The sequence below is a fragment of the Aquisalimonas asiatica genome (assembly GCF_900110585.1).
Lineage (GTDB): Bacteria > Pseudomonadota > Gammaproteobacteria > Nitrococcales > Aquisalimonadaceae > Aquisalimonas > Aquisalimonas asiatica.
In genome coordinates, this window is sequence record NZ_FOEG01000002.1 from 632,814 (window position 1) to 645,006 (window position 12,193).

Sequence of the window (12,193 nt, forward strand, 5' to 3'; positions counted from 1 at the left end):
TCGGCCGCGTGCGCGGCAGGGTTGAGACTGCGATCGTGGCGACTCCGGCACGGACCGCCAACCGCGATTTTCCACCCGATAGTGACGGATCATCCATGCAGATGCACGACCAGTTTCCGCGGTGGACAGCCCGCGTCGCCATGATCCTGCTACTGGCGATGCTCACCGCCTGCGCACCCCGGCCCGACGAGCCGGACCGCCACCCGGCCGTGGAGACCGCCGAGGACGCCCTGTCCCGTGGCGATTTCGACACCGCCGTGGCGTCTTTCCTGGAGGCGGCGGAAGCGGAGGAGTCTCCGCTGCGCGAAGAGTACACCCTGATGGCGGCAGCCGCCCTGGTGGATTCCGGCGAGCCGGGACGCGGTGAACGCATGGCCGAGGACGTGCCCATCACGGAAGACACGCCGGATGCCATCATCGATTTCCGCAACGTGGTCCTGGCACGGGCTGCCATGGCGGACGGCGACTACGACCGCAGCCTTGAGCTCGTGGACGAACGCCTGCCCAGCGAAACCGGGCGTGCGGCGGACCTGGTGGAGGTCCGTGCCGACGCTCTGTACCGCGTCGGGCGGCTGCTCGAGAGCGCCGAGACACGCGCCGGGCTGGAGGAACTCCTGCCGGAGGGTGACCGCCTTGACCGCAATCGCGACCGCCTGCAACAGGCGCTCGCTGAAGTCCCCATGCGGCGCCTGCGCGAGACCATGCCGCCTGCACCGGATGTCTATGGCGGCTGGCTGGAGCTGACGTTCCTGGTGCGCAACTACCGGCTGGACCCGACCCGCATGGAAGAGGCGGTGGAGCTCTGGCGGGAACGCTTCCCGGATCACCCGGCAGCGGAGACCATCGCCGACGACATCATGGCCCGCTACCGGGATGAAGTCCTGCGGCCGGAGCGGGTCGACCTGCTGCTGCCACTGTCCGGCTCCCTTGCCGACTCCGGCCGCGCCGTCCGGGATGGCTTTCTCGCCGCACGGCTGGAGCAGGGCGACGAGGGGCCGGACGTCCGGGTGCATGACATCGGCGACGACGGTGACGACCCCTGGGCCGCCTACATGAACGCCGTCCAGGGCGGCTCGGACCTGGTCATCGGCCCCCTGACCCGCCCGGCGGTGTCCGTGTTTGCAGGGAACCGGTCGCTGCCCGTGCCCATGCTGGCGCTGAACAGCGCGGGGGATCGCGATGAACTGCCCGGAAACCTCTTCCGTTTCGGTCTGCTACCGGAACACGAGGCCCGTCAGGCCGCCAGACACGCCCTCGCTGGCGGGCAGCGGCATGCCGTGATGCTGGTGCCCTCCAACGACTGGGGGCGCCGGGTTGCCAACGCCTTCGCGGAGGAGTTCGAAGACAACGGCGGCACCGTGCTCGCCCATGAGCGCTACGATAGCGACCGCACCGATTTCTCACTGCCCATTCGGCGGATGCTCGCCCTGGACGAGAGCAGCCAGCGCCAGCGGCGGCTGCAGCAGACCATTAGCCGCTCGGTGGAGTTCGAGCCACGGCGACGGATGGATGTGGACGTCATCTTCATGGGCGCATTCCCCCGCCAGGCGAGGCTGATCCGGCCCCAGCTGCGTTTCCACCACGCACTGGATCTCCCGGTCATGGCCACATCCCACGCCTGGGGTGGCCGTGACGATGTGGCCGCCGACCGTGACATGGCCGGCGTGGTTTTCTTCGACATGCCGTGGATGCTCGGTGAGGGTGACCGCCTGGCACCGACACGCACCTCGCTGGTCACGGCGTGGGACGGACGTGTCCAGCAGCATGCGCCGCTGTATGCACTGGGCGCCGATGCCCACCGCCTGATTCCCTACCTGGCCACCATGCGCAACAACGAAGGCGAGCGCCTCGAGGGCGCCACGGGGCTGCTGCGGATCAGTGATGGAGGCGAGGTGCAGCGCGAAGTCATGCCGGCCCGCTTCCACCGCGGCCGCGTGGAGAGGCTGGAGCTGGAAGAGGACGACGCCCCCCGGCTACCGGGGCTGGACACCGTCGGTGAAGACGACGCCAACGGCGCCGGCGTGCCGGCCGAGACCGATGGGATCGATGCCCGCGACGGGCTGGACGAACTGGACGAGTTCGACGAGTGACGGATTCAAGCCGCAGGGAGAGCGGCCAGACCGCCGAGGAGGCCGCCCGCCGCCACCTGGAAGCGCACGGGCTGCGCCTGCTGGACCGCAACGCCCACGCCCGTCGCGGGGAGATCGACCTGATCATGGAGGACGGCGACGTCCTCGTGTTCGTGGAGGTGCGCTACCGCGCGGACGCAACCCACGGGAGCGCGCTCGAGAGTATCGGCGCAACCAAGCGGCGGCGGTTGATCCACGCGGCCAGCACGTATCTGCAGCGCCACCGGCTCGACCGCCCCTGCCGCTTCGACGTCGTCGCCATCACGGGCGAAACCCTGGAGTGGATCACCAACGCCTTCGATGCGGCCTGAGCAGGTGCAGCAACCTGCAGGCAGTGCTACATTCGCCGCGAAACCGACCCAACACAGAGACACCCGATGGATAGCCACGACCGCATCATTCAGCACTTCCACGACAGCATCCGCACCAAGCAGATGGCCATGGACGCCCTCGCGCCCGCCATTGTCGATGCAGGGGAGCTCATGGTCCGGTGCCTGAGTCGCGACGGCAAGATTCTCAGCTGCGGCAACGGCGGCTCGGCAGCGGACGCCCAGCACTTCTCCTCCGAGCTTCTGAACCGTTTCGAAATGGAGCGCCCCGGTCTGCCGGCCCTTGCCCTGACCACGGACAGCTCGACGCTGACCTCCATCGCGAACGACGAGGCCTACGAAGAAGTCTTCGCGAAACAGGTTCGCGCCCTCGGGCAGAACGGCGACGTGCTGCTGGCCATCAGCACCAGCGGCCAGTCACCGAACGTGGCCGCGGCCATCCGGGCGGCACACGAGCGGGGCGTCCACGTGGTGGCGTTCTCCGGCAAGGACGGCGGCCCCATTGCCGGTCTGCTCCAGGAGACCGACGTGGAGATCCGGGTCCCGTCCAACGTCACCGCGCGCATCCAGGAGGTCCACCTGCTGGTGATCCACTGCCTGTGCGATCTCATTGACCGGTCGCTGTTCGGTAGCGACTAAGCCATGGCCAACCGGCGTTACCGCGCTGCCACCATCGCTCTGCTGCTCGGGGCGTCCCTGGCCGTTGCGGGCTGCGCGGGAACCGGCGACAACGGAGATGCCGAGACGGAAGCTGCCCTGGACAGCCGGTCGTTCATGGACCGTCTGTCGGATCAGCGCATCCGGTCTCGGATCCAGGCGGAAATTCTCAGCGACGACGACCTCAGGCACGCGTCCAATATTCGCGTCACGGTCTTCGAGGGCATCGCATTGCTGACCGGCGAGGTGCCCTCACGGGAGGTCGGCCAGCGGATCGCCAGACTGGCACGGGAAGAGAGCGGCGCGCGACACGTGCACAACGAGCTGGTCATCGCCGAAATGAGCTCTGTCTTCGCGCGCAGCCGGGACCGCTTCATCAGCGCCCGCGCATCCACGCGCCTGCTGTCCCTGAACGAACCCGAGGACCTGGACCGCGACCGGGTCTACATGATCACCAACCGCGGCCGCATCTACCTCATGGGCCGCGTCACCCGGGACGAAGCCGAGGCGATCACGGAGAAGGTACGGCGCATCGCCGGTGTTCGCGAAGTGGTCCGCGCTTTCGAATACGTCGACTGAAAGCGGGTTACTTGACCACGCGCAGGTTCGGACGGCGCGAAGTCTGGGCCTGGTTGTCCGTGGACTGCTCGCCGTCGCCATCACCGGACGGCGGGGGATCATCGTCGGTGTCGTTGAACAGCATGCCCTGACCGTTCTCGCGGGCATAAATGGCCATGACCGCACGCACCGGCACCTCCACGTCCAGGGGCGTACCACCGAACCGGCCACTGAAGGCGATCTGTTCGTTCCCCAGCTCGAGCGCCCGCACCGCCCGCTCGGAGATGTTCAGGACCAGCCTCCCCTTGTCCGCGAACTCCATGGGCGCGCGCAGGCCCTCCCGCGTGGCATCCACCAGCAGGTAGGGGGTCAGGTCATTGTCGATGATCCAGTCGTACAGGGCGCGGATCAGATAGGGACGACTTGGCGTCATCGGGGCATCCATCACCATCAGACTCCCCGGGTCGGACCCGGAATTATTCGTGTGCACGATACAGCCGCGGCTACCGCCGTCAGCCACGCATGGTCCGTTCGGACTCGGTCAGGCTGTTCCTGAACACCTCGAGATCGAACAGCCGCTCGCTGTACGCCTGCAGTGCAGGCGCCGCATCGCCCGGGTCGGCCCCGAGCCGGGGAAGCCGCCACAGCAGTGGCGCAAGCGCCACGTCCATGACCGTCCGCTCTTCGCTCATGAACCATTCATCCTGGGCAAAGAGCTCGTCCGCAGCCGTGAGCTCCTCGCGCAGCGACTGGGCCACCCGCTCCGGCGCCTCGGCGGCCCCGGACTCGAGCTGCTGCATCAGGCCGTACCAGTCCCGCTCGATCCGGTACTGCACCAGTCGCGCCTTGGCGCGGGTCACCGGGTCCACCGGCATCAGCGGCGGATGCGGGAACCGCTCGTCCAGGTATTCGATGATGATCTTGGACTCGTACAGGCACAGATCCCTGTCGACCAGCGTCGGTACGCCCCCGTAGGGATTGAGTTCCATGAGATCCTCGGGGATGGCATCGTCATCCACCGTATGGATCTCGGCCTGGATTCCCTTCTCGGCCAGAACAAAGCGAACCCGGTGGCTGAAGGGGCAGGTCGCCCCGGAGAAAAGAGTCATTACGGAACGCTTGTTCACTGAGGCCATTCGGCACTCCCGTGGGCTGTCAGCACGCCGCCGGGCAACATGCCCGGCGGCGTTCGGATCAATGGACGTCCTTCCAGTATTCCTTCTTGAGGAAGTACGCCAGCACCGTGAATACACCGAAGAACAGCAGCACCCAGACACCCAGACGCTGCCGCTCGGCCTTGATCGGCTCGGCCACGTAGTCCAGGAAGTTGGTCAGATCCCGGGTCGCCTGCCGGTACTCGGACTCATCCATGGTGCCGGTGCCTTCCTCGATCTCGAAACCGACCAGCACCTCTTCGCCATCCCGCTCTTCATAGACCGGGTGCTGCCGCCCCTGGAGCGACTCCAGCGCGTGCGGCATGGCGGTACCACTGATCACCGTGTTGTTGAAGCCGGTGATGGTGTCCTCGTCAACATAGAACCGGTTCAGGAACGTGTAGATGTAATCGGGCCCATGCCGGCGTGCGGTCAGGGAGAGATCCGGCGCCGGGACGCCGAACCAGTTCTCGGCGTCACTTTCGCTCATGGCGTTGGTCATCTGTTCCTGGATCTGGGTTTCCGGTTTGAAGATGAGGTACTCCTCGACCAGCTCATCATCAATGCCCAGATCCTGCCCGATCCGATTGTAGCGAATCAACGACGCCTCATGGCACGCCATGCAGTAGTTCGCGAACAGCTTGGCACCGCGCTGCAGCGACGGCTTGTCGTTGGGGTCCACGTCGACACTCATCCGGCTGTCCACCTCACCCATGGCGGTCAGCGGCATCAACAGGAACGTCAGCATTAGCATTAGTTTTTTCATCAGGACGTCACCCTCTCGGGAACTGGCTTGGTCCTTTCCAGCCCGAAGGCCGTATAGACGAAAAGGAAGATGAAGTAGCCGAAGTAGATCACGGTGCCCAGACGCGACAGCATCGTGTTCAGCCCGGTCGCTGGCTGCGTGCCCAGATAGGTGAGCAGCATGAAGCCGACAGCGAAGATACCCAGGGCGATCTTGAAGCTGAGGCCACGATAGCGGATCGAGCGCACCTTGCCGCGGTCGAGCCAGGGCAGCACGAACAGGATCATGACCGCCAGGCCCATCGCCAGCACCCCCCCGAACGTATCCGGAATGGCGCGCAGGATGGCGTAGTAAGCCGCGAAGTACCAGACCGGCGCGATGTGATCCGGGGTCACCTGCGGGTTCGCTTCCTCGAAGTTCGGGTGTTCGATGAACATGCCCCAGAAATCCGGGATGTAGAACACCACCACCGAGAACAGGATGAAGTAGACCCCGACACCGATGAGATCCTTCACCGTGTAGTACGGGTGGAAGGGAATCCCGTCCTTCGGAATGCCGTTGGCGTCCTTGTTCTTCTTGATGTCGATGCCGTCGGGGTTGTTCGACCCCACCTCGTGCAGCGCCAGGATGTGGGCGACCACCAGGAAGATGATCACCAGCGGCACCGCCACCACGTGCAGGGCGAAGAACCGGTTCAGGGTCGCCTCGGAGATGACGTAGTCACCCCGGATCCACAGCGCCAGGTCCGGCCCGATGACCGGGATGGCGCCGAACAGCGAGATAATCACCTGCCCGCCCCAGTAGGACATCTGCCCCCAGGGCAGCATGTAGCCCATGAACGCCTCGGCCATGAGCAGCACGAAGATCAGGCAGCCGAAGATCCACAGCAGCTCGCGCGGCTTCTGGTAGGAGCCGTACATCAGCGCCCGGAACATGTGCAGATAGACCACCACGAAGAACGCGGACGCACCGGTGGTGTGGATGTAGCGGATCAACCACCCCCACTCCACATCCCGCATGATGTACTCCACCGATTCGAACGCGCGATCGCCGGAGGGGATGTAGTTCATGGTCAGGAAAATGCCCGACACCACCTGGATCACCAGCGTCAGCAGCGCCAGCGACCCGAAGTAGTACCAGAAGTTGAAGTTCTTGGGCGCGTAATACTCCGAGACGTGCTCGCGCCACATCTTGGTGAGCGGGAAGCGGTCATCGATCCAGCCGACCAGCCCCCCCGATCTGGTCTCGCTCATCAGGCGTCTCCTTCTTCGTCTTCGCCCACCAGGACGGTGTCGTCATCCATGAAGTAGTAGGGCGGCACCTCCATGTTCTTGTCCGCCGGGACGCCGCGGAACACACGCCCCGCGAGGTCGAAATAGGAGCCATGACACGGACAGAAGAAGCCCCCCGGCCATTCTCCGTCCATGCCTTCCGGCGTCTGATCGGGCCGGAACAGCGGCGAGCAGCCCAGGTGCGTGCAGATGCCGACCATCACCATGAGCTCGGGCTCGATGGACCGGTGGGTGTTGCGCGCATACTCGGGCTGCTGCGGCTCATCGGAGTCCGGGTCCCGCAGGCGGTCCCGGATCCCCTCGAGGTCATCAAGGTTCTGATCCGTACGACGGAACAGCCATACGGGATCACCACGCCATTTGACGTTGATCAGCTCGCCCGGCTCCAGGCCGGTAATGTCCACTTCGACCGGGGCACCGGCTGCCTGGGCCCGAGCACTCGGACGCCAGTAGCTGATAAACGGTACCGCGAGAAACGCGGCGCCCGCTCCACCGACCACGGACGTTGCCGCAGTCAGAAAGCGGCGCCTGCTCTTGTCCGCGCCTTCCTGATTCATTGCTGCCCCCTACTGGGTTTTAGCCACCTGACTCGATGGTGTCTTGCGAAAACGAACTGCCTGTTGTGGCGGGTTGCCGCGCCCCGGATCCCATCGCCCTTCCGGGCACAGAACGCCTGCCGGAGGCCGCTAGCGCATATCGAAGGCACAATCGCCCCATGTACCCCCGCTGGCACGGCGCACAAGGATCCGACATCCGGCCTGCCGGGTCAAGCCAAAGCCCCTCCCGCGCCCACTTCACCTACCTATTTTGACACCGTTCCGCGGCGTTGTTCAGCGCGCTGTTTCACGTTCGCACCATGCACCTGCATCAGGCCGGGCTGTCGATGTCGATGAAGTGATGGTCCAGGCCGAAACGCGCGGCCAGATGCTCGCCCAGCGCACGCACGCCGCCCCGCTCGGTGGCGTGGTGCCCGGCAGCCAGGTAATGCAGGCCACACTCCCGGGCGGTGTGGACGGTGGGCTCGGAAATCTCGCCCGAGAAGTAGAGATCCACTCCCAGGGTCGCCACGTGATCGATGAACCCCTGGGCGCCGCCACTGCACCAGGCGATACGGCGCACGGGGTGATCGCCGCCCTGGACCACGGTGGGCCGCCGGCCCAGCGCCGTCGCCACACGCGCGGCGAACGCCTCCAGCGATACCGGCTCGTCCGGTTCGCCGAGCATGCCCAGCGGACGGTACGTGCCCGTCTCGAAGGTACCGGTCACCGTCAGTCCGAGATCCGCGGCAAGACAGGCGTTATTGCCCAGCTCTGCATGGGCGTCGAGGGGTAGATGGTAGGCGAACAGGCTCATGTCATTGGTGAGCAGCGTGCGCAGCCGCTCGGCCTTCATCCCGGTGATACACGGGCTCTCCCCCTTCCAGAAATAGCCGTGGTGGACCAGCACCGCATCGGCGTCGAGCCGCACCGCCTCCTCGAGCAGGGCCTGGGACGCGGTCACGCCGGAGACGAGACGGCGGACCGGGCGCCGCCCCCGCACCTGCATGCCGTTGGGGGCATAATCCTGAAACGCCTGTGCATCGAGCAGTTCATCCGCATAGGCGGCAAGCTGTTCCGGCTCCATGGTGTTCTCCCGGTTTGCGATCAGACAGATGGTTCCGCGTCGCGGCCAAGCCGTTACAATGTCTCACGGATTTTACACTGATGGCCCCGGACGCAGACATGCAGACTCGACGCGCAATGCGCTTTCTCCTGACCTACTCCCTGCTCGGCATGGTGGCTGCCGCCGTGATCATCTGGTTCTTTCCCGGGGTCCTCGGCCTGCCGGGAGAACCCCTGCGGACGATCACCGTGCAGCAGGCGCCGGAGACGGCGGCGGGCGAGGACGGTCAGCCCGTGCGTGAACAGGGCCCCGCGTCCTACGCCGATGCGGTGGACGCGGCTGCACCGGCGGTGGTGAACATCTTCACCGCCACCCGTGTGGCGCGCGGCGAGCACTCCATGTACGACGACCCGCTGTTCCGCGAGTTCTTCGGCGATCGCGACCAGGACGAGGAACAGACGGACACCAACCTCGGCTCCGGGGTGATCGTCAGCGACAGCGGGTTCATCCTCACCAGCAACCACATCGTCGAGGGGGCGGACGCCATCCAGGTCTCGCTGAACGATGGCCGCGCGGTGGAGGCGCAGGTCGTCGGCACGGACCCGGAAACCGACCTGGCCGTGCTCGCCATCGACATGGACGATCTGCCGGTGATCACGCTGGGCCGTTCGGAAGAGCTGCGGGTGGGCGACGTGGTGCTCGCCATCGGCAACCCGTTCGGTGTCGGCCAGACGGTGACCCAGGGCATTGTCAGCGCCACGGGCCGGAGCCGCCTGGGGCTCACCACGTTCGAGAACTTCATCCAGACCGATGCCGCCATCAACCCGGGCAACTCCGGGGGGGCGCTCATCAACGCCCACGGCGAGCTGGTCGGCATCAACACGGCGATCTTCAGTCGCTCGGGCGGCTCCCACGGCATCGGCTTCGCCATCCCCGCGGTGCTGGCCCAGGGCGTCATGGAGAGCATCATCGAGGAAGGGCGGGTGATTCGCGGCTGGGCCGGCGTCGAGGTGCAGGACATCACCCGCTCCCTGGCTGAATCGTTCGAACTGGACTCCCGGGACGGCGTGCTGATCGCGGGAATCATGCGCGACGGCCCGGCGGACGCGGCCGGGTTGCGCCCGGGGGACATCGTGCTGTCCGTGGATGGCGAAGAGCTGCGCAACAGCCAGGACCTGCTGATGCGCATCACCGAACGCTCGCCGGAGACGACAGTCTCCATCGTCGTGCTGCGTGACGGTGAGGCGTTCGAGCAGGAGCTGACGGTGCAGGAGCGGCCAACCGCCGGGGAGCTGCGGCGCCAGTAGGCCGAGGCCAGCGCGCCTCAGCCGATGGCGGCATCCAGGGCGACGAGAAAGCGGGCATTCTCGTCGGCGGTGCCCACGGTCACCCGCAGGCAGTCCGACAGCAGCGGGTGACTGCCGTCGAGGTTCTTGATCAGGACGCCGTTCTCCCTGAGTGACGCATGGACCCCGCCGGCCCGCCCCGGTTGCGTCCGGAACGTGATGAAATTCGCCTCGCTGGGCCACACCTGCTGCAGGCCATCGCGCACCTGCAACGCCTCGAACAGCCGCTCCCGCTCGGCCCGCAGGCTGTCCGTCTGGGCACGCAGGCGGTCGCCGTGTTCCAGGGCAAAGGTTGCGCTCGCCTGGGTGAGCACATTGATGTTGTAGGGCAGGCGACACTTCTCCAGCTGGGCGAGCCAGTCCGGATGGCCGGCCAGATAACCCAGGCGAAGTCCCGCCAGCCCCATCTTGGAGACGGTGCGCATCACCAGCAGGTGATCGTAACGCTCCAGGGCAGACATCCAGGTGCGGCCGCAAAACGGCTCATACGCCTCGTCGATGACGACCACGCCGGGGGCCGCCTCGATCACGGCCTCCATGGCGGCGGCATCAAAGGCATTGCCCGTGGGGTTGTTCGGGTAGGCGAGATAGATCACCGTCGGCTGGTGCCGCGCAATCGCCGCCAGCATCGCGCCCTCGTCCAGGGCGAAATCCTCATCCGCCAGCGGCACTTCCTGATACTCCAGCCCGGTGAACGCCGCGATGAGCCGGTACATGGCGAACCCGGGCCCCGGCGCCAGGACTACCCGCCCTTCACCGCCCAGGGCCAGGGCGAGAAGCTGGATCAGCTCATCGGAGCCATTGCCCAGGAGCAGGCCGGCGGCATCGGGCACACCGCCATCACGGCGCAGCTGCGCCTTGAGCGCCGCCGCCGTGGGGTCCGGGTACCGGTTGGCACTGACGTCCGCCAGCGCCGCCAGCCAGGCGTCGCGCAGCTCGCCAGGCCACGGGTAGGGATTCTCCATGGCATCGAGCTTGACCATGCCCTGGGCCGGCGGCACGTGATACGCCTGCACGGCCTGCACGGCCGGCCGCACCAGCCGGGTGATCCGGGCGTTGCGGTCGTCACTCCTGCTCATGCGCCCGCACCCGGTAGGCGGCAGATTCGGCGTGGGCCGTCAGGCCCTCCGCCTGGGCGAGCACCGCAGCGACACGCCCGTGCTCGGCGGCACCCGCCGGTGTCGCCTGGATCAGGCTGCTGCGCTTCTGGAAGTCGTAGACGCCCAGCGGCGAGGCGAACCGCGCCGTGCCGGACGTGGGCAGAACGTGGTTCGGCCCGGCGCAGTAGTCACCGAGCACCTCCGGCGTGTGCCGGCCGAGAAAGATGGCACCGGCGTGCCGGATCCGTTCCGCCATCTTCTGCGGTTGCGCGACCGAGAGCTCCAGGTGCTCGGGCGCGACCGTGTTGGTCACCTCTTCCGCCTCCACCAGATCGCGCACGCAGATCAGTGCACCGCGGTTCGCCAGGGCGGCACGGATGATGTCCGAGCGTTCCATGGACGGCAGCAGCCGCTCCATGGACTGCTGCACCTGATCCAGGTAGAGCGCATCCGGGCACACCAGCACGGCGCGCGCCACTTCGTCGTGTTCCGCCTGGGAGAACAGGTCCATGGCAATCCAGTCCGGGTCGGTCTGGCCGTCACAGATGATGAGAATCTCCGACGGCCCGGCGATCATGTCGATGCCGACGCGGCCGAACACGCGCCGCTTCGCCGCCGCCACGTAGGCGTTCCCCGGCCCCACGATCTTGTCCACGGCCGGGATGGTCGCCGTGCCGTAGGCAAGCGCGGCAATGGCCTGGGCACCGCCGATGGTGTAGACGCGGGTCACGCCGGCCAGGTGCGCCGCCGCCAGCACCAGCGGATCCAGCTCGCCGTCCGGCGCCGGTACGACCATGACGATATCCGACACACCGGCCACGCTGGCGGGCACCGCGTTCATGAGCACGGATGACGGGTAGGCCGCCTTGCCGCCGGGCACGTACAGGCCGACCCGGTCCAGCGGGGTCACCTTCTGGCCCAGCATGGTGCCGTCGGCCTCGGTGTACTCCCACGATTTCATACGCTGGCGCTCGGCGTAGGCGCGGATACGCTCCTCGGCGCGGGTGAGCGCGGCGCGCTGCTCCTCGCCCAGGCTCTCGAACGCCGCCCGCAGCCGCTCCGGCGCGACCTCCAGCTCCGCCACCGTGGACGCGTCGAGACGATCGAGCTCGCTGGTGTAGCGCAACACCGCCGCGTCGCCCTCCTTGCGAACAGCCGCGAGAATGGCCGTGACAGCATTCTCGACGGCGGCGTCGGTCTCGGTTTCGTCACTGGTCAACCGGGCCAGGGACTCCCAGAAATCGGGCTGGGTGGTGCTCAGTCGCGTGATCTCCAGCATCT

Annotated in this window: 13 protein-coding genes; 5 read left to right on the top strand and 8 right to left on the bottom strand. The window is 66.7% G+C overall.

The features are described from left to right. The first annotated feature begins 95 nt into the window (after positions 1 to 95). The 4 genes from BMZ02_RS07630 (at position 96) to BMZ02_RS07645 (ending at position 3,694) form a co-directional block, all read left to right on the top strand. On the top strand, positions 96 to 2,090 hold the full coding sequence (locus BMZ02_RS07630) for a penicillin-binding protein activator (protein ID WP_091641619.1): 1,995 nt from the start codon (positions 96 to 98) through the stop codon (positions 2,088 to 2,090). After that, positions 2,087 to 2,440 (top strand): YraN family protein, encoded by a 354-nt coding sequence (locus BMZ02_RS07635; protein ID WP_091641622.1) that lies wholly within the window; start codon positions 2,087 to 2,089, stop codon positions 2,438 to 2,440. The genes BMZ02_RS07630 and BMZ02_RS07635 overlap by 4 nt, the downstream gene beginning before the upstream one ends. 66 nt (positions 2,441 to 2,506) lie before the next feature. Next, complete coding sequence (locus BMZ02_RS07640; RefSeq protein ID WP_091641623.1) at positions 2,507 to 3,097, top strand: phosphoheptose isomerase; 591 nt, start codon at positions 2,507 to 2,509, stop codon at positions 3,095 to 3,097. Between the two features lie 3 nt (positions 3,098 to 3,100). Continuing rightward, positions 3,101 to 3,694, top strand: coding sequence for a BON domain-containing protein (locus tag BMZ02_RS07645; protein ID WP_091641625.1), 594 nt, complete (start codon positions 3,101 to 3,103; stop codon positions 3,692 to 3,694). 7 nt (positions 3,695 to 3,701) lie between these two features. Here the strand turns inward: BMZ02_RS07645 and BMZ02_RS07650 are convergent, their stop codons facing one another. The 6 genes from BMZ02_RS07650 to BMZ02_RS07675 all read right to left on the bottom strand — a co-directional run bounded on the left by BMZ02_RS07650 (position 3,702) and on the right by BMZ02_RS07675 (position 8,487). Continuing rightward, positions 3,702 to 4,106 carry a ClpXP protease specificity-enhancing factor gene (locus BMZ02_RS07650; protein ID WP_091641953.1) on the bottom strand — a complete coding sequence of 135 codons (405 nt, stop codon included), beginning with the start codon at positions 4,104 to 4,106 and terminating at the stop codon, positions 3,702 to 3,704. A 79-nt stretch (positions 4,107 to 4,185) separates the two neighbouring features. Continuing rightward, positions 4,186 to 4,809: a glutathione S-transferase N-terminal domain-containing protein gene (locus BMZ02_RS07655; protein WP_091641628.1), complete on the bottom strand. Its 624-nt coding sequence runs from the start codon at positions 4,807 to 4,809 to the stop codon at positions 4,186 to 4,188. Between the two features lie 58 nt (positions 4,810 to 4,867). Continuing rightward, positions 4,868 to 5,593 carry a cytochrome c1 gene (locus tag BMZ02_RS07660; protein ID WP_091641630.1) on the bottom strand — a complete coding sequence of 242 codons (726 nt, stop codon included), beginning with the start codon at positions 5,591 to 5,593 and terminating at the stop codon, positions 4,868 to 4,870. Next, entirely contained in the window at positions 5,593 to 6,825 is a 1,233-nt protein-coding gene (locus BMZ02_RS07665; RefSeq protein WP_091641633.1) for a cytochrome b, read from the bottom strand. The genes BMZ02_RS07660 and BMZ02_RS07665 overlap by 1 nt, the downstream gene beginning before the upstream one ends. Then, a complete protein-coding gene (petA, locus tag BMZ02_RS07670) occupies positions 6,825 to 7,421 on the bottom strand; it encodes a ubiquinol-cytochrome c reductase iron-sulfur subunit (RefSeq protein ID WP_091641636.1) in 597 nt (198 codons plus the stop codon). The genes BMZ02_RS07665 and petA overlap by 1 nt, the downstream gene beginning before the upstream one ends. Before the next feature lie 310 nt (positions 7,422 to 7,731). Beyond that, positions 7,732 to 8,487, bottom strand: coding sequence for a Nif3-like dinuclear metal center hexameric protein (locus BMZ02_RS07675; RefSeq protein ID WP_091641639.1), 756 nt, complete (start codon positions 8,485 to 8,487; stop codon positions 7,732 to 7,734). A gap of 98 nt (positions 8,488 to 8,585) precedes the next feature. On the opposite strand from BMZ02_RS07675, the gene BMZ02_RS07680 reads away from it, so the two are divergent. Next, on the top strand, positions 8,586 to 9,773 hold the full coding sequence (locus tag BMZ02_RS07680; RefSeq protein WP_091641956.1) for a S1C family serine protease: 1,188 nt from the start codon (positions 8,586 to 8,588) through the stop codon (positions 9,771 to 9,773). A gap of 17 nt (positions 9,774 to 9,790) precedes the next feature. On the opposite strand, the gene hisC is transcribed toward BMZ02_RS07680, so the two are convergent. Together hisC and hisD are read right to left on the bottom strand one after the other, a co-directional pair. Then, on the bottom strand, positions 9,791 to 10,891 hold the full coding sequence (hisC, locus tag BMZ02_RS07685) for a histidinol-phosphate transaminase (RefSeq protein WP_091641642.1): 1,101 nt from the start codon (positions 10,889 to 10,891) through the stop codon (positions 9,791 to 9,793). Beyond that, the gene (gene hisD / locus BMZ02_RS07690; protein ID WP_091641644.1) at positions 10,878 to 12,191 is read right to left on the bottom strand and encodes a histidinol dehydrogenase; all 1,314 of its coding nucleotides are present in this window, start codon (positions 12,189 to 12,191) and stop codon (positions 10,878 to 10,880) included. The genes hisC and hisD overlap by 14 nt, the downstream gene beginning before the upstream one ends. Positions 12,192 to 12,193 lie beyond the last annotated feature (2 nt).

Bases quoted from the DNA above. Each gene is read 5' to 3' on its own strand.
- BMZ02_RS07640 (WP_091641623.1), top strand. From the start codon at position 2,507: ATGGATAGCCACGACCGCATCATTCAGCACTTCCACGACAGCATCCGC.
- BMZ02_RS07650 (WP_091641953.1), bottom strand. From the start codon at position 4,106: ATGACGCCAAGTCGTCCCTATCTGATCCGCGCCCTGTACGACTGGATC.
- BMZ02_RS07645 (WP_091641625.1), top strand. From the start codon at position 3,101: ATGGCCAACCGGCGTTACCGCGCTGCCACCATCGCTCTGCTGCTCGGG.
- BMZ02_RS07675 (WP_091641639.1), bottom strand. From the start codon at position 8,487: ATGGAGCCGGAACAGCTTGCCGCCTATGCGGATGAACTGCTCGATGCA.
- BMZ02_RS07680 (WP_091641956.1), top strand. From the start codon at position 8,586: ATGCAGACTCGACGCGCAATGCGCTTTCTCCTGACCTACTCCCTGCTC.
- petA (WP_091641636.1), bottom strand. From the start codon at position 7,421: ATGAATCAGGAAGGCGCGGACAAGAGCAGGCGCCGCTTTCTGACTGCG.
- hisD (WP_091641644.1), bottom strand. From the start codon at position 12,191: ATGCTGGAGATCACGCGACTGAGCACCACCCAGCCCGATTTCTGGGAG.
- BMZ02_RS07630 (WP_091641619.1), top strand. From the start codon at position 96: ATGCAGATGCACGACCAGTTTCCGCGGTGGACAGCCCGCGTCGCCATG.
- BMZ02_RS07665 (WP_091641633.1), bottom strand. From the start codon at position 6,825: ATGAGCGAGACCAGATCGGGGGGGCTGGTCGGCTGGATCGATGACCGC.
- BMZ02_RS07660 (WP_091641630.1), bottom strand. From the start codon at position 5,593: ATGAAAAAACTAATGCTAATGCTGACGTTCCTGTTGATGCCGCTGACC.
- BMZ02_RS07655 (WP_091641628.1), bottom strand. From the start codon at position 4,809: ATGGCCTCAGTGAACAAGCGTTCCGTAATGACTCTTTTCTCCGGGGCG.
- hisC (WP_091641642.1), bottom strand. From the start codon at position 10,891: ATGAGCAGGAGTGACGACCGCAACGCCCGGATCACCCGGCTGGTGCGG.